Origin of the sequence: Arsenicibacter rosenii (assembly GCF_001870735.1) — a bacterium.
Classification (GTDB): Bacteria; Bacteroidota; Bacteroidia; order Cytophagales; family Spirosomataceae; genus Arsenicibacter; species Arsenicibacter rosenii.
This window is the reverse complement of the sequence record NZ_MORL01000024.1, coordinates 14,302-31,158: the sequence shown is the minus strand read 5'-3', so window position 1 is coordinate 31,158 and position 16,857 is coordinate 14,302. Positions and strand designations below refer to the sequence as shown.

The following is a 16,857-nucleotide window of genomic DNA, read 5'->3' as shown; positions in this document are numbered from 1 at the left end:
CGAAGAATATGATTATTAACACATTTACCCACTATGTGATAGAGAATTTATACGTTTAAAACAGCCTCTTAATGTATATGAAAAAACTCTATTCAATAATGCTTTCCAGAAGTTGCCTGGTCGGTATTATGATATGGTTTGGGTGGTTTGTTGTTTTACCAACACACGCCCAGGTTAGTGGTTTTGTGTATCGTGATTTTAATGCCGACGGTGTCCGGACAGATACTCTGCCTATTGAGCTGGGTATGACCAATATTACCGTCAGGCTTTTTCTTGATCGTGCCACACAACCTATTAGTACAACAACCGGTTCTGACGGGAGATATTCCTTTTCAGCAGCACAAGTGCCTGCGGGCAGTGCGTTCCGCCTTGAGTTTACCAATCTGCCCACAGGCTTTTTTGCAACACCACATGGTACTGACAACCGGACAACGGTTCAGATTGGCGTAGCACCAGCCATCGGGATGAGTGTTGCCATCAATTATCCGGCTGATTACTGCGAAAGTATTCCGACGCTGGTTACGCCTTGTTATGTCAATGGTGATCCGCTCAAAACGACCTACGACGATGGCAGGCCCATTCCGCCAGGTCAGCAGGCGGCAACCGGCGATGTGCTGGTGGCGTATCCGTATACAGCCACGGGTGTAGCCGGTAAAACCGGTTTGATGCCAACTCACCTTGCTTTTGGTGCCGAAACCGGTGCTCTATGGGGTGTAGCCTATCAGCGTCGGTCAAATATACTGCTGTCAGCCGCTGTTATTAAACGCCATACTGGTTTGGGGCCTTTAGGGACGGGTGGTATTTATCAGACGGATATGGCCACTTTTCAAACGCGGCCTTACCTGGATGTACAGACACTGGGTATTAACACGGGCGCTAATCCGCACAGCGGGTTGCTTGGCGACAAGCTGATGGCCAATTATGACTCCGTTGCTATGAACGCTGTCGGGCGTGTCGGTATCGGGGGGATTACTATTTCTGAAGACGATAAAGTTTTATATTTTGTTAATCTTTATGATAAGAAAGTTTACGGAATTACTCTCAATGTACCAGCCCGCAATTTTATCGGCTCGCCGATAACGCCTACTGCGGCCGATACTATTTCATGGAAAATCCCTGATCCGGGTTGTGTAAGGGGCGGGTTCCGTCCCTGGGCTATTCAGTATTACCGGGGGAATATCTACGTCGGAGGGGTGTGTTCGGCCGAAAATGCAGATCCGAAATTGCCCTATGCCGATACCAGCGCGTTACGGGCTGTTATCTATAAATTCAATCCCGCACAGGGTCGTAATGCACAGCTAACGGAGGTCTTATCCTTCCCGCTTTCCTATACGCGTGGGTATGCAGATGGTACCGATAGCTGCGCTAACTTTAAGTATTGGCTGCCGTGGACAAACATGTTCCCGAAAAGTTGTAACAACAACAAACACGTGATGTGGCCGCAGCCGGTACTGTCGGATGTTGTATTTGATGTCGACGGTTCTATGGGGATCGGCATGCTTGACCGGTTTGGGTTTTTGTCTGGCCGGCACAACTTTGCGCCTACCCAAAACGACAACGCCAAACTGTATGACGGGTTCTCGAGCGGTGATATGCTCCGCGCCTATAATAATAACGGAACCTATCGGCTGGAGCGTAACGGTTTAGCTGGCCCGCTCCTGGGGAGTGGTGTCAACAGCGGTCAGGGCCCGGGCGGCGGCGAATTCTATGGCGATGATTACTGGCTGATCTCCTCAAACGGTAATCTGTTTGTCGGACATGATGAAATTTTCAATGGAGGCCTGGTCCTGGTACCCGGCAAAGGTGAAATTCTGACAACGGCCTATGATCCGCTTACGGATGTGTATCAGTCAGGTGGTATCCGTGCCGTCTTTAACCGGAACGGGCGTAGTAACCGTGGTTATGTGCTGTATGCCGATGAGCCCGGTACGTTCGGTAAGGCCTCCGGTCTGGGCGATTTAGCGATTGTCTGCGGAGTCTCGCCGTTTGAACTTGGTAACCTGATCTGGTTTGATGATAACCGGAATGGGATTCAGGATCCATACGAAAAGGGGATACCTAACATCACACTGACCTTACACGATATGGAAAACGGTGGGGTGCAGGTTGGGCAGACGATTACGAGCTCAACGGGAGAATATTATTTTAATAATAGTAACGTAACCCCTAAGCTATTGCCTAATCACCGGTATCAGATACGTCTGAATCCGCAACAATTGGCGGCATTTACACCCGCATCAGGTCGCCGGGCTGCCGCGTTGGCTAGTCAGAACTTTTATCTGTCATTAGCTAATCAGATCGATGCTGTGAGTGGATCAAACCAGATTAACTCGAAAGGGGTTGTGTTTGACGATTACTTTGTCATTAACATCATTACGACAGATGTTGGCGAGAGTAATCACCAGCTCGATTTGTCTGTATATGCCTGTCCGAATCTGTCGACCGGTAGTGATACGGTGGTGGCCTGTGCCGGTACAACTATAAGTAGCCTGGTGATCAACGGAAGAAATTTCGCACGGGATGATTCCGTCCGGATCGTCTATTTTGATACACCTCAGTCGGGAACAGCCATGTATGGTTCTGGTGGGGCAGTGCTGGGGACCTATAAACCGGTCAATGGCCAGATTGTTGTTAATAATCCGAATTTACCGGCTGCTGTAGGTGGTGAAAAGGTGTATTACATTTATGCGATTATTCACCCGCCGATTCCCGACCCGAATTGCCGGCCCTATACGTCTATGGTGGCTGTTATCAAACCGAAACCCATTGCTACCATTACGGCAGGGGCCTTGTCTTGCTTGTCTGCCACGGCACAGCTCTCGGTTTCGCTGGCTTATGCAAATGGTACTCCTGTCACAAACGGGACCTACTATTGGGCTGGCCCGAACGGGTTTACATCCACCAGCGCGAATCCGGTCGTGACAACAGAAGGGACGTATACGGTGGCGGTATCAACCGGTATCTGTAATGCGTTCCCTGGTCAGAACTTTTCAACGGTTGTGGTAAACCGGGTTCCTGAGTCACCGGTTAGTGTCAGTATCGTTGAAGCCTTTGGTACCTCATTGTCTTGTTCTACCTGTGTAGGGAGCTTAAGTGCGGTAGTGGCTCCGGCAACTGCAACGGTGCTTTGGACCGGACCAAATAACTTCACCAGCAGCCAGCTTAACCCGAACGTGGACCGCGAAGGAAGCTATACCCTGGTCGCTACAAATACAAATGGTTGCCGGACTGTTCGGGATGTAGCGGTAGTACAGGTCTACACAAAAACAATCAGTGTAACGGCATCGAGTATCTGTATTAAAGATACCCCGTATATTTCCTATACCATAGCAGCCCAGCACTTTGTGCCGCCAACCAACGGAGCCACCATCACGGTGACCAAATATGTGGGCGGCGATACGGTACTGGTCATGAGAAATCAGCCGTTAAGTGGTACGTTCCTGTATCCGGGAGCCGCCGTTGACAGCAACGGCGATCCGACCGACTGGCCGGGCTGGCGTTTCGAGAACGGGGAATGGATTCAGGAAGATGACGGGCTGCGGCCACGGGTAGTGGTGCACATCAGCATCAACCCGACGACGGAAGCCGTCGTATTTTATCCTGATCCGAGTCCGCTCTGTATTGGTGGCCCACCAATGGGCTTAGGTGATTTTGTCTGGAAAGATTTTAATAAGAACGGGATTCAGGAGGCCGGTGAGCCGGGTGTTCCAAACGTACGGGTTGAACTGTACACGGTGACCAATGGTCAGCGGAGCGCTTCGCCGGTCAGCACGACAGTAACCGACAGTGCCGGTAAATACCTGTTTGATCGTCTGGGTAACGGCGACTATCAGGTACGGTTTGTGCCGGCTACTTTCCCGACAGGCTGCACGTTAACGGTTGCCAACCAAGGTGATGATAAGCTGGACAGCGACGCCGACGCGAATGGCTACAGCCAGATTGTAACGCTAAGCCTTACCGATCCGGTTAGTCCGCGGCCCAACCGCACGATTGATGCCGGCCTGGTGTTTGTGCCGGTTATGGCAACAGTCTGCGCCGGTCAACCGGCAACGCTGACGCTGGCTACTGGTAATCAGCCACAGGCAGTCCGCTTCCTGGCCTCTAAAATACCACTGAGCCTGACGGATGTCTGCGCTGGTGTGGGGCTAAACTTAGGAACCGCAACGGCTGGAGCAAACGGCTTGATTTCGCTGGCGACAAGTTCGCTGACAGCAACAACCGGCACTGACCAACGCTGGTATATTTATGTGACCAGTACCGCAAATGTTTCAGCAGGGACGACTTGTTTGCCGGTTGGTGAAATACAGGTGGTCGCTACACCGGTACCGCAAATCCCAGTGATTCTGGAAGCTTATGGTGGGGCCTTGCCTTGTGTTGCCTGCCCGGTTACGCTGGAGGTAGTAACCGATCCGGCAGATGCCAGCGTACTGTGGCGCGGTCCTAACAGTTTCACCAGCACTTTGCATACACCAGAAGTGACACGAGCTGGCTTTTACACCGTAGTCGCATCAGCAAAGGTTGGGGTCTGCACCGTAGTGAGTGAACAGGTGGAAGTAGAGGTATTGCCGATTATTGACGATCCTTGTCCAGTGGTGATTATGAGCGATGATCAAACAATATGTTCGGGTAATTCGGCAACGGCAATTACTGCCAATACCTTTAACGTAAGCTTTGGCAGCCAGATACGCTATATCATGTTTGACACCCCGCAGGTCGATCCGGCAGTTATTTACGGATCTACTTCCGGAACGGTCATTGCATTAGCGGCTCCGGATGACCTTGGTACGGTCAGTCTGACATCGACAAACGGGATTTTTGTGAATAACGGAACAACTCCGGTCGCAAAATATATATATGCGACAGTTTATCCGGAACCGGCAGATATTAGTTGTCGTCCGTATGATTTTATACAAGTAAACGTTTTACCGGCCATCAGCCCCAGTCTAACGGTAACCGCCCGGCCTGCGACGTGCTCCGGCCCGATGGCGTTAGCAAACGGCAGTATTGTGATCAACGGCTTTAGTGCCGGAGACCGGTACAGCATCGCCGCGCAACCGTCGGGTCTGGCGGCTAGCTATACAGCGGCGAATCTGATACCGTCGAACGGGATTGTTGCCAATCAGCTGAATAATCCGGTCAGTCCGCTTACTTATTACGTCCGCGTGCTGAACGCAAGTAATTGTTATCAGGACTATACGGTTATTTTAACGCCGACGAACTGTGTGTGTCCGACACCGGTTTGTGTACCGATGGTGATTCGCCGGATCCGTTAAATTGAGCTATATCCACAAAAAGCCTTCGTAGTGCAAACTAACGAAGGCTTTTTGTGTGTTAGCAGGGAAAGAATATTCCTGATTTATACGATATGGCAGACCTGAACGGCACGCAAATGTATGATGTACTGATTGTTGGGGGAGGACCATGCGGACTGGCTGCCGGTATTGAAGCAGCGAAGAGCGGACTTTCGCATCTGATCCTGGAAAAGGGCAGTCTGACGGAGTCAATCCGCCGGTATCCTAAGATGATGCGTTTTTTTTCGACGGCCGAAAACATAGAAATCGGCGGGATTCCGTTCCCGATTTCCGGCGTTAAAGCCAACCGCAACGAAGCTTTACAGTATTACCGGAAAGTAGCGGCCTATTACAAGCTGAACTTTAAGCTGTTTCAGGAAGTACAGCAGGTTGTGAAAAAGAATGATAATCTGTTTTCTGTCGAAACTATAAGTGGAACCGTATATCAGGCAAAAAAGGTGATTCTGGCAACGGGTTACTTTGACCGGCCACGGTGGCTTGGTGTTCCGGGGGAAGATCTGGCTCATGTCTCGCATTATTACGACGAACCATTCCGCTATTCGTTTACTAATGTAGTCATTATCGGTGCCGCTAACTCGGCAGTTGAAGCCGCTCTGGAGCTATACCGGCATGATGTGCACGTGACGGTCATACACCGGGGAGAGGATTTTAAGCCAACCGTAAAATACTGGCTTATTCCGGACGTAAAAAACCGGGTGAAAGAAGGAAAAATTCATACAGCCTTCAACGCCTGCCTGACCCGTATCGAAGAAGGACGCGTTTATGTCCGGAATACGCAAACCGGAGAAGAACAAGGCTTACCGGCAGATTTTGTCCTGATTCTGACCGGCTATACCCCCGATGCGGATTTTTTGCGCCGGTGTGGTCTGGAACTGGATCCGGTCACGCAGATTCCGGCGTATGATAAAACAACGTTTGAGAGCACGGTGCCGGGTTTATACGTGTGCGGAACCGTTATGGCGGGGATTTATACCGAAAAGGTATTTATCGAAAATGGCCGCGAGCACGCTCAAGCGATTATCGACCACATTGCCGGTCGCGAAATTCATAAGGTGAAAGAATTAATTGACCGGATTTAGACAACTGACCGGTTATAATAAAAACGTCTCCGGCAGCAATGCTGCCGGAGACGTTTTTATTTGCACGGAAAACCAGTTAACCGTTACATGCCGCACTACGGATACATTGCCTGAACGGTAGCAATGTCGAGCGGTGATAAACCGTTACGCTGGATGGAAAATAACGAACCATCCTTCCGGGTAATCGTTGGCAGCCCGTTTTTGCTGAAATCATAAGGGCCATACATCATAACCGAATTCAGATCGATGGTATTGCCGTAGTCAAATCCATCATACCCCTGGGCCGCGTAAGTATCAAAGTTATATTCCGTACCCGGTGCAATGTTTCCGTAGTTGATGGTGATATGATTGTTGCGATCGACCCGTGTATGCTCATGCCACAGGCCTACGACGTGGCCGATCTCATGAATCGTATTTCCGACACTGCACCCCCCGCCCAGGTTAACGTATTGCAGGGAGCCTGAATAGCCTACGTTTGCGGAGCAACCGCTACCATTTCGGAACAGAACATACCCGCGCTGCGTGGTGCGGGCTACAAACCGGATTGACGTGTTAGCCTCCCAGTGTGCCATGGCATCATAAACCCGCTGCGGGTTGGGTAGGTTAGGGTCAATAACATAATAAACGATTTTGTTCGGCCATTTTGCCGTAGAACGTGTCCGGCCCGTACCTTCGCTGGCTACCGGTTCGCCGGATAACTCGTGATCATGTAAAATAATGTCATTCTGGAAAACGGACTCTCCGTTAATAACCTGATAGTTAATCGGAGCATTTTTAAAGTAAGCTTTTCTGATTTCGCCTGTCTGGCCCGGATAGGCACTTTCGGCAACTGTTTGAGGAGTGAAATTACTAATCGGACTCAGCGCATTTTCGTTTGTGCAGCTTGTAGTAAAGGCAATAGTAGCCGATAAGCCCGCGAAGACTAGTAGTTTTTTCATAATTGTGCGTGATTAGGGATTGTTACATAAACGTTTGTACTAAAAACGGCAAAAGGACAACAAAAGATTTACGAATTATCAAACGGCCCTTCTGTCATGGATACCGTAGTGTTACTTCTGTCTTTTGAGTTTACTTGAATCATGTTTTTCATACGTGTTGAATTTGGTTCCGTTGCAAATGCTTTTACGATAAATCTTGTAAATCAGATTTATACCTGACATTAAAAAACGCAAGAATTATCAAACGCTCCTTTTGTCATTATTTAATAATGTTTCATGTGTCATGTTCTCTTTTTCAGAGGCATTCGTTCGCTACTGAAAAAGCAAGCCAACATAAGCTATTAAGTGTGGAGAATCCGCTTATTTCGTGCTTTGGTGAGGTGTGGAAGAAGTAATATACCGTCTCTGTAAATCGATGATCGTACTGTTTTGTTTGACCATAAGATAACCAGATCAAATATTTACTTAATCAAATGTTACTATTTAGTTACGGCGTCAGGTGGCTTGATATGGCCTGAAAATATATTTAAAGTTATCTGAAATAGAAAAAAACTGTAACAACTAATTTATACATTAATACGTCTGACATATGAAACGTAACATTTTTTTTGTTATTTATTTTTTGTATCAGGTAACATTTGGGCAAACCAAACTACCTGACAGCTACTGGCAGTCTAACTACTGGACCGCAAAGTGGATTGCCCACCCGACAGCACCGGCAAAATCGTATGGAATATACCACTTCCGGAAAACGGTAGAACTGCCTGACAAGCCCGGCCGGTTTGTGGTTCATGTGTCAGCGGATAACCGGTACCGCCTGTTTGTTAATGGAAATCCGGTCTTGCTGGGGCCTGCCCGCAGTGATTTACAGAACTGGTACTACGAAACTATTGATCTGGCGCCCTTCCTGAAAGCAGGTTCCAATACACTGGCTGCTCTGGTCTGGAATATGGGCGAAGGCATTCCGTATGCTCAGGTAACCTTTCAGACCGGATTTATTTTGCAGGGCGATACCGATGCCGAAAAAATAGTTAATACCGACAAATCCTGGAAAGTCATTCAGAACACGGCCTATTCGCCGGTTAAAAATGATATTGCCAAACTCCGGACCTATATCGTTGCCGGTGATGGTGACCGGGTATCTGGTGAGCAGTATCCGTGGGGTTGGGAGCAGCCGGGCTACAACGATCAGGCATGGGCCGAAGCTAAACCGTTGTGGTTTGTGGCCAAACCCAGAGGCATGGGCACGGACGGTAACTGGCAACTGGTACCGCGGACTATTCCGTTTATGGACGATATACCGCAGCGGCTGACAAGCGTACGCCGGGCCGAAAACGGCCGTATGCGGGTTGATTTCCTGCAAGGCAAAGAATCGGTAACTGTTCCCGCTAACACAAAAGCCGTTTTTCTGCTGGACCAGGGGTATCTGACCAACGCCTATCCGGAGTTAACGGTTAGCAAGGGGAAAGGCGCGGTCATTACCCTGGGATATGCCGAAGCAATGATGAATGACAACCGGCAGAAAGGCAACCGCAATGACATTGACGGCCGGAAATTGATTGGCTTCGAGGATCAGTTTATTGCCGATGGTGGCAGTAAGCACACCTTCCGGCCGCTCTGGTTCCGCACCTACCGGTATCTGCAGATCACGGTCGATGCCAAAGACGAACCCTTGGTGCTTGACGACCTGGTCGGGCGCTTTACGGCCTACCCGTTCGAAGAAAAAGCCTCCTTTGCCAGCAGTGATACAACCCTGAAAAATATCTGGAACGTCGGCTGGCGGACCGCCCGGCTGTGTGCCGGTGAAACTTACTACGACTGCCCGTATTACGAACAGCTACAGTATACCGGCGATACGCGCATTCAGGCGATGCTTTCGCTTTACATCGCCGGTGACGACCGGCTGATGCGTAAAGCCATCACCGATTACGACCACAGCCGGTTCAGTGACGGGCTAACCCAGAGCCGTTATCCATCGGCTGATTTTCAGGTTATTCCTACCTTTTCGCTGTTCTGGGTTTGCATGGTGCACGATTACTGGATGCATCGCCAGGACGATGCGTTTATCAAAAACCTGTTGCCTGGAATGGCCGGTGTGCTGGCATGGCACGAAGACCGTTTAGCCAAAAATTACCTGAACGGCCCGCTTGAGTGGTGGAACTTCGTTGACTGGTCGAAATGGGAAGCGAAAGGCGAGGTGGCTGGCGGTGTACCGGCGGGGGCTAAGGCCGGCGGGTCAGGCATTCTGACCCTGCAACAGGCGTACACACTCCTGCGGGCCGCTGAAGTATTCGCCCATTATGGGCAGAACGATAAGGCGGCTCACTACCGGGCGTTGGCCGCGCAGATGAAAAAGGCCGTGCGCGAAACCTGCTGGGATGCTACCCGGGGGCTCCTGGCGGATACGCCCGAAAAGAAAAGCTTTAGCCAGCATGCGAATATCCTGGCCATATTGACCGACGCTGTTCCGGTAGCGCAGCAAACCGCGCTGTTGCAGAAGGTCATGACCGATCAAAGCCTGATCCAGGCTACGTTTTACTTTAAGTTCTATCTTTTTCAGGCCATAAAAAAAACGGGGATGGGCGACCAGTATCTGGCGCAACTGAAGCCATGGCGGGAAATGCTGAGCATGGGCCTGACGACGTTTGCTGAAAACCCGGAACCAACCCGGTCGGATTGCCACGCCTGGAGTGCTTCGCCGTTGTATGAGTTTTTGTCGACCGTCTGTGGAATCAATCCCGCAGAGCCGGGTTTCCGCTCGGTTCGTATTGAGCCATACCTGAACAACTTACAGTTTGCGGAAGGGAAGATGCCGCATCCCGCCGGCGACATCGCCGTACGCTTTGAAAAAACGGCGGCAGGCGGCCTGAAAGGTACCGTTAGCCTGCCGCAGGGCGTGACCGGTACCCTGCGCTGGAAAGGTAAAATGATCGCGCTTAAAGCCGGTACGCAGACGGTGGCTGTACCGATAGAAAAGAAATAATGTACGAATGACGAGGTACGAATTACGATTGCCGGGGCGGCTGCTAAAATCGTAATTCGTACCTCGTCATTCGTACATCAAACCGTCGGATACTGCCATTCGCCGCGATAGGCGCGGCTGAGGAGTTTGTTGGCCTCGGGGTCATTCGGGATCTGGTTACCATCCCAGTCGATACTCCGCCCCAGCTTCAGCGACAACATGCCCAACAAGGCCATATTAGTTGAACGGTGGCCGGTTTCGATGTCCGACACCGGTTTTTGGTTACTTTTAATCGATTCCAGAAAGTTTGCCCACAATAAAGCAATGTTCTGGTCGTCGGGTTTGTCGAGTTTGGCATCCTGATGAATAATCGGTTTTTTCGGATCAACAGGGTAAAAGGTCCAGCCGTCGAGCCAGCCTTGATGAAAGGTTCCCTCTGTGCCGTAGAAATAAGCGCCAACAGCCTGTTGCGGATGCGTTTTCTCGGCATTGTTACCGGCAAACTGGCGGTGTTCCCACACGGCCGTAAAACTTTCAAACTCAAAGGTAGCAATCTGATGATCGGGAGCGTCGGTATTGTCGCGGCGGATAGCGCGGCCACCGCCCGAAAATACCTTGCGCGGGTGTTTTTCTTCGGTCCACCACAGAATCTGATCCATCCAGTGAATGCCCCAGTCGCCGAGGGTACCGTTGGCATAGTCGAGGTAATTGCGGAAGCCGCGCGGGGTGATCGTACGGTTGTAGTTGCGCAGCGGGGCAGGGCCGCACCACATGTTCCAGTCGAGGCCCTCCGGGATTTCTTCGTCGGGCGTCAGCTGGCCGGGGCCGCCACCATAATGGACGAATGCCCGGACCATACCGATTTTACCGGCCTTGCCGGACCGTAAAAATTCCATTCCCGACACGTTATGCGGTGATACGCGGCGGTGCGTGCCGACCTGACAAATCCGGTCGTATTTCCGGGCGGTTGCTACCATCGCTTTGCCTTCGTTGATGGTGTGGCCAATGGGTTTTTCTACGTACACGTGAGCGCCCACCTGCATAGCTGCAATGGCAATAAGCGGGTGCCAGTGGTCGGGCGTGGCAACGATGACAATATCCGGTTTTTCGGTATTCAGCAACTCCCGGAAGTCGCGGTAGAGCTTTGGCTTATCACTGGTCAGTTTGGTCACCTCTTCGCTGCATTTCTTTAGCTGCCGCTGGTCGACATCGCAGAGGGCAACCAGGGTTGATTCACCGGCCTGTAAGGCGCAGCGAAGAATATTGGTGCCCCACCAGCCGGTGCCGATCAGGGCCGTGCGGAATTTGGCAAGCGGCCGGCGGGTAATAAATGGCGTAATGATGCCGGGTGCTGCCGACAAGGTGCCCCCAACGAGCGTACTGCCGGCGGCAATAATCGAGGTTTTCAGAAATTCGGAACGGTTCATAGGTAAGTTCGACGTCAGTTGTAAAAGTTCAGACGGAAATCCGGCTACTGCCAGGCCGGTGGTTATTCTTTCTTCGCCTGTCCCAGCACGCGCAGCAGGTTTCCGCCCCAGATTTTGGCAATGTCTTTTTCGGAATACCCACGGCTGACGAGCTCGGCTGTCAGGTTTTCTATTTCGCTGACATCTTCCATACCGACAACCCCGCCTCCGCCGTCGAAGTCGCTGCCGATCCCGACATGGTCGATTCCCGCCAGCTTAACCACATAGTCGATGTGATTAACGAGGTCTTTCAGGGTAGCGCGCTCATGGGCATAGACTTTTTTTACCGAATCGGTCCGGGCTTTCTGCCAGGCTTCCAGTGCCGGTGCATCGATCCGGCCTACGTTGGCCATCCGGATTTTGGTAAGCGCCTGCCGGTGAGCTTCGGAAGGCTTCCGCAGGTAATCACTCACAAAATTCATCTGGATCACTCCGCCTTTTGCCGCCAGTGCCTTAATCATATCGTCGGTCATGTTGCGGGGAAAGTCGCAGAGCGCACGCACGTTTGAGTGAGAAGCAATCACCGGTGCTTTCGACAGGGCCAGTACATCGTAAAAGGATTTATCGGAAATGTGTGATACATCAATAAGGATACCCAACCGGTTCATTTCGCGGACAACTTCTTTGCCGAATGCGCTTAATCCGTTGTGCAACGGCCCGTCGGGGTCGGTAGCGGAGTCACAAATAACGTTGTTGGCAAAGTGGGAGAGGGTAATGTAGCGGCAACCGAGATCGTAATAGGTTTTCAGCAGCGACAGGTCCTGACCCACCGGATAACCGTTTTCCATGCCGATGAATACCGCCCGTTTGCCGGCTTTTTCGAGACGGTAGGCATCGGCGGGCGTCGTTGCCAGCTCGGCCAGCTCCGGATACTGTTTCAGGGCGCTGTGGATGCGGTCAAAAATAGCCAGCGCATCGGCTTTTGCCCTGGCATGACCTTCAGGCGTTCGTGGCCCCTGCGCCAGATAAACGGCAAAAAACATAGCATCCATGCCGCCGCGCTTCATGCGCGGAAAGTCGATCTGGGTGCCGTCGGCTTTCACATCATGGGCTTTCCCGACGTCGAAGCCTGGTTTCATCATGTTGATGGGGGCATCGGCATGCGTATCCAGGGTCAGGATGCGCTGATGAAGTTTCTGCACTTTTTTCGGCGGCGAAAACGAAAACAGCAGGAGCGAAGAAAGCAAAAACGGGTTCATGACACGTCGGGTTAAGTTGTTGAGAAAATACGGGCTTCCGGCTTTGAAACAGAAATCTAAGCAATCCGGAAGCAACCCCAAAACTTTATGCTGAAACGCACGGTTATCGTCGTAACTTTGCTAACAATTAGCGATTGAGCGATTGAGTGATTGTGTGAATAGTGCCGTTCGCGCAATCACTCAATCGCTAATTCATCAATGTATTATGTCTGTTGTACCCTATAAAGATAAAGCTACTTCGAAACGGGAGCAGGTAGCAGAAATGTTTGATAACATTTCGCCGAAATACGATTTGCTGAACCACGTGCTTAGTGCGGGTGTCGATATCTACTGGCGTAAAAAGGCGATCCGCTATTTACGGCCGTTTGCTCCGAAAAAAATCCTCGACATTGCCACCGGAACCGGTGATTTTGCGCTGGAAGCGCTGGCGCTGAAACCCGAAAAAATCGTTGGTGTCGACATTTCGGAGGGGATGCTGGCCGTAGGCCGGGAAAAAATGAAGAAACGCGGCGTCGACAGCATCATCGAAATGCGGATGGGCGATTCCGAACGATTATTGTTTGAAGACAATGTATTCGATGCTGTCATCGTTTCTTTTGGGGTACGGAATTTCGAAAATCTGTTGAAAGGCCTGACGGATATGCATCGGGTAACGCGGCCGGGTGGTGTGTGTGTCGTGCTGGAGTTTTCAAAGCCCCGTTCGTTTCCGTTCAAACAGTTATACGGCTTTTATTCAAATACGATTCTGCCGCTCATCGGGCGAATGATCAGTAAAGATTCATCGGCATACAGCTATCTGCCGGAATCGGTACAGGCGTTTCCTGATGGCCCCGATTTTCTGGGCATTTTTAAAGCAGCCGGGTTTACAAACACAAAATGGATACCTCTTACGTTCGGCATCGCCTCTATTTACATCGGACAAAAATCCTCTTAGGAGCCCTGTTTGCTCTTGTGCTGAGCACAGACCTGCATGCGCAGGGATATGCATATACACGTAAGCATCTGGAGCATTACGACGACAAAATCATTCATTATGGCTTTTTCTTCGCGGCTCCCGTTACGCGGTTCAACATTAAATACAGCAATGCCTTTGTAACGGCCGACTCGGCCAGCCGGATTTATTCGCCCAACAAGACATCGTTCCGGGTCGGTTTCGTGACGAATGCTTATCTGACGGATGCCTTTGATATCCGGACGACGCCATCGATTTCGCTCTACAGCCGGGAAGTAAAGTACGATTACCCCGGAGGGACGTCCCGTTCGGAGACCCGGGAGTCGGCATGGCTTGATATTCCGTTGCTGATCAAGTACAAGTCACAGCGCCGCAACAACACGCGGATGTATCTGCTGGCGGGCGGTTCGTTTGCGATCGAAACCAACGTGCGGAAAAAAGAAGCCTTCGGGTCAACACGGCTCAGCACCAATACCACCGACTTTACGGTAGAGTATGGTATCGGGTTTGAGCAGTTTTTTGAGTACTTCAAGTTCTCGCCGGAGATTCGTTTTTCGCACGGTATCCCGAACATGTTCCGTCCGACGAACAATACGGCCTCTCTGGGTATCCGTAAACTGACAACCCACGGTGTCACGATTTACATCAACTTTGAATAAGGTGGGTAAATGTGAAAATTTTTTTTCGCATATAACCATTTGAACATGAGCGGCTTGTTTGGTTTGAGGAAAAATAATTGATTTTTTTTTAAGCAAAGACTTGCAAAACGGCCATTTCACCCCCTATATTTGCATTCCCAAACGACGACAACGGGACGGGACAAAAAAGGGAGTTTAGCTCAGTTGGTTCAGAGCATCTGCCTTACAAGCAGAGGGTCGGGGGTTCGAATCCCTCAACTCCCACAAGTGAAAATCAAGGGGTTACAGCTAAAAACTGTAACCCCTTTTTCGTTTGGTGTACATTTTGGTGTACAAAACTCTAATGCTATCCTTTGCTGCGAAAAATGACTTATGTGTTAGCTTTTGTCAACATTAGCTTTGTGACTGACTGTACATGTGATATGGAAATAATCAATTTTTTGACTTTAAAACCCTGCTAAGTGAAGGTGCTAACTTAAATATTGTTACAAGTTGGAATGGCTTTTATGTGTGTGCAAGCAGTCATGGATGATAAAGGTGCTAACTGCTAAGCCCCCTATATAGGTTTTAGCAGTTAGCACCTTCGTTTTGCCTTTAATCTCTCCGTTCGCTATTTATGACATAAAGGTGCTAAAAACACCTTAGCACCTTCTTTAGCACCTTTTAAGCGCCGGATATAGGAAGACCTCATTGTAAGCAGGTGAAGTGGCAACCTTTTCGAACGAATCCGCCTAACGGATTAATCAAATAGCCTCGGTTCCGTTTTATTCGGAAGAATCGTCCTGCCATCACTGTATTTTCTGGTCTTACCTTTTTTAGTAAGTTATTTGAAGCCAAGCGAAAAGCCTGATTTTGTATCGCTCTATAGAGACATATGCTTTTTGCACCTTTCTGTACCGATAAACTGCTCGTTTACAGTTAAATAGTCTTTTTGCTGAGAAAAACCGGCATTGACTGTAATTTTTTACGATATGGACAGTCCCCGAAGCTTCAATCAGGCAATACGGTATGTCATGTATTACCGGCCTGAACGGGGCTGATACACCTTCTGCCCCCTGTGCTATGCCGTTTTTTTATACCCCTAGGGGGTGATTGTTCTTTTGCGTAAGGAATCCCTTAACTATTTCATTTTTTCAGAACGCCGGATACAGGAACACCTCCGCCACTTTCTGCATGTCGACCGTACTTTCTATGACTGCCTGTACCGGCTGAGATAGGTTGCTGAAAAAGTCAAGGCCTGTTGCATTCTCAATGGCATCGACCGACGTGCGGAAATTCGTCCATGGCTGTGAGCCAACTGCCTGCTGATTCGGCATCCAGACCGCAATAACCCGAGTGGCTGTATTAACCCTGCAAACATCATCCTGACCCACGGGCAACACCAGTATCACTTTCCAGAGTACTTCCGGAACTGTGACCCTGCCTGATCCAACGGTAGTGGCCGCGCCGTTGGCGCCGATGCCGCCCGTACCCGAAACACCGGCCGTAATGTAAAGCTCGTTACCCTGCTCTACCAGATCACGGCAGTAATCTTCCAGCAGCCGCCATGCCTGCTGATTGTGGACCGGCGACTGGGGCACGATGTTGGTCAACAGGAAGGTGCTTCGGTTTTCTTCAACCGTACTGTCACGGTCGTCGGAGGGGCAGAGGTGTCCGCGGTCAAAACCAGAATTCGTATAATCGGAGTGACGGACCTGATACCAACCTGACGGCAGCGAGGTATCGGTAATGAAGTTTCCGGAGTAACGGACTACACCTCCTTTCCAAGCTGATGACAGGTGCCACGACGCCCAGTTAGCCGTTGCCCGTGCACGGTTGTAGGAGACGGCGTAGGTCGGCCGGCGGATAAGGTAATTATTCTCGCTCTGCGTGCTGCTGACGGCCGCCGACGGGTTACCCATGGCCAGATGATCGTCGCGCGTGGGGATAATGGCCGCAATAGCCGGATTGGCCGGCGCAAAGACAAGTGCTGAAGCACTACCGGCAAACAGGAGCCGGCTACCGGTACCGTAGCTGAGCGTATAGGCGGTTGCCGTTACGCCGGCCGGGATAGTGATTGTGTGCAGCAGCTGCACGGCATCAGCGGCCATCGGCATGCGGCCGCAGGACCAGACGGCAGGGTCATTCCAATTGCCGGTTTTAAGCGTAGTGAGGGTAATCTGAGCGCGGACGGAGAACGAAATCAACAGGAAAAGGCAGAGGAACAGTTGTTTCATCAAATGGCAGGGTAACTAGTTGTTTATGAATATGGCTTATTTGTAACAAATAAAGAACAAGTAGCACTAAATACCAATAAACATTAATAAAGTTA

At 50.5% G+C, this 16,857-nt stretch carries 9 protein-coding genes and 1 tRNA gene; 6 read left to right on the top strand and 4 right to left on the bottom strand.

Translation table 11 applies throughout. From position 1 onward, the window contains the following. Window positions 1–77: 77 nt before the first annotated feature. Window positions 78–5,273 carry an SdrD B-like domain-containing protein gene (locus tag BLX24_RS25260; protein ID WP_177225922.1) on the top strand — a complete coding sequence of 1,732 codons (5,196 nt, stop codon included), beginning with the start codon at window positions 78–80 and terminating at the stop codon, window positions 5,271–5,273. Window positions 5,274–5,365: 92 nt separating this feature from the next. Further along, window positions 5,366–6,391: a YpdA family putative bacillithiol disulfide reductase gene (locus tag BLX24_RS25255; protein WP_177225921.1), complete on the top strand. Its 1,026-nt coding sequence runs from the start codon at window positions 5,366–5,368 to the stop codon at window positions 6,389–6,391. Window positions 6,392–6,486: 95 nt separating this feature from the next. Here the strand turns inward: BLX24_RS25255 and BLX24_RS25250 are convergent, their stop codons facing one another. Further along, window positions 6,487–7,329, bottom strand: coding sequence for a M12 family metallopeptidase (locus BLX24_RS25250; RefSeq protein WP_083422169.1), 843 nt, complete (start codon window positions 7,327–7,329; stop codon window positions 6,487–6,489). Between the two features lie 589 nt (window positions 7,330–7,918). Here BLX24_RS25250 and BLX24_RS25245 point away from each other — a divergent pair. Continuing rightward, complete coding sequence (locus tag BLX24_RS25245; protein ID WP_071506006.1) at window positions 7,919–10,312, top strand: family 78 glycoside hydrolase catalytic domain; 2,394 nt, start codon at window positions 7,919–7,921, stop codon at window positions 10,310–10,312. 77 nt (window positions 10,313–10,389) lie between these two features. Here BLX24_RS25245 and BLX24_RS25240 read toward each other — a convergent pair whose 3' ends face one another. Continuing rightward, window positions 10,390–11,718, bottom strand: coding sequence for a Gfo/Idh/MocA family protein (locus tag BLX24_RS25240; RefSeq protein ID WP_071506005.1), 1,329 nt, complete (start codon window positions 11,716–11,718; stop codon window positions 10,390–10,392). A 62-nt stretch (window positions 11,719–11,780) separates the two neighbouring features. After that, window positions 11,781–12,956: a dipeptidase gene (locus BLX24_RS25235; protein WP_071506004.1), complete on the bottom strand. Its 1,176-nt coding sequence runs from the start codon at window positions 12,954–12,956 to the stop codon at window positions 11,781–11,783. Between the two features lie 205 nt (window positions 12,957–13,161). On the opposite strand from BLX24_RS25235, the gene ubiE reads away from it, so the two are divergent. The 3 genes from ubiE to BLX24_RS25220 all read left to right on the top strand — a co-directional run bounded on the left by ubiE (window position 13,162) and on the right by BLX24_RS25220 (window position 14,810). After that, window positions 13,162–13,890, top strand: coding sequence for a bifunctional demethylmenaquinone methyltransferase/2-methoxy-6-polyprenyl-1,4-benzoquinol methylase UbiE (gene ubiE / locus BLX24_RS25230; RefSeq protein ID WP_071506003.1), 729 nt, complete (start codon window positions 13,162–13,164; stop codon window positions 13,888–13,890). Continuing rightward, window positions 13,833–14,567: a type IX secretion/gliding motility protein PorT/SprT gene (porT, locus tag BLX24_RS25225; RefSeq protein ID WP_071506002.1), complete on the top strand. Its 735-nt coding sequence runs from the start codon at window positions 13,833–13,835 to the stop codon at window positions 14,565–14,567. The genes ubiE and porT overlap by 58 nt, the downstream gene beginning before the upstream one ends. A gap of 168 nt (window positions 14,568–14,735) precedes the next feature. Continuing rightward, a tRNA-Val gene (locus tag BLX24_RS25220) sits at window positions 14,736–14,810 on the top strand. 869 nt (window positions 14,811–15,679) lie between these two features. Here BLX24_RS25220 and BLX24_RS25215 read toward each other — a convergent pair. Next, window positions 15,680–16,762, bottom strand: a complete 1,083-nt coding sequence (locus tag BLX24_RS25215; protein ID WP_229201892.1) for a DNA/RNA non-specific endonuclease — start codon at window positions 16,760–16,762, stop codon at window positions 15,680–15,682. Window positions 16,763–16,857 lie beyond the last annotated feature (95 nt).

Bases quoted from the DNA above. Each gene is read 5' to 3' on its own strand.
- BLX24_RS25255 (WP_177225921.1), top strand. From the start codon at position 5,366: ATGGCAGACCTGAACGGCACGCAAATGTATGATGTACTGATTGTTGGG.
- BLX24_RS25260 (WP_177225922.1), top strand. From the start codon at position 78: ATGAAAAAACTCTATTCAATAATGCTTTCCAGAAGTTGCCTGGTCGGT.
- ubiE (WP_071506003.1), top strand. From the start codon at position 13,162: ATGTCTGTTGTACCCTATAAAGATAAAGCTACTTCGAAACGGGAGCAG.
- BLX24_RS25240 (WP_071506005.1), bottom strand. From the start codon at position 11,718: ATGAACCGTTCCGAATTTCTGAAAACCTCGATTATTGCCGCCGGCAGT.
- BLX24_RS25250 (WP_083422169.1), bottom strand. From the start codon at position 7,329: ATGAAAAAACTACTAGTCTTCGCGGGCTTATCGGCTACTATTGCCTTT.
- BLX24_RS25235 (WP_071506004.1), bottom strand. From the start codon at position 12,956: ATGAACCCGTTTTTGCTTTCTTCGCTCCTGCTGTTTTCGTTTTCGCCG.
- BLX24_RS25245 (WP_071506006.1), top strand. From the start codon at position 7,919: ATGAAACGTAACATTTTTTTTGTTATTTATTTTTTGTATCAGGTAACA.
- porT (WP_071506002.1), top strand. From the start codon at position 13,833: ATGGATACCTCTTACGTTCGGCATCGCCTCTATTTACATCGGACAAAA.
- BLX24_RS25215 (WP_229201892.1), bottom strand. From the start codon at position 16,762: ATGAAACAACTGTTCCTCTGCCTTTTCCTGTTGATTTCGTTCTCCGTC.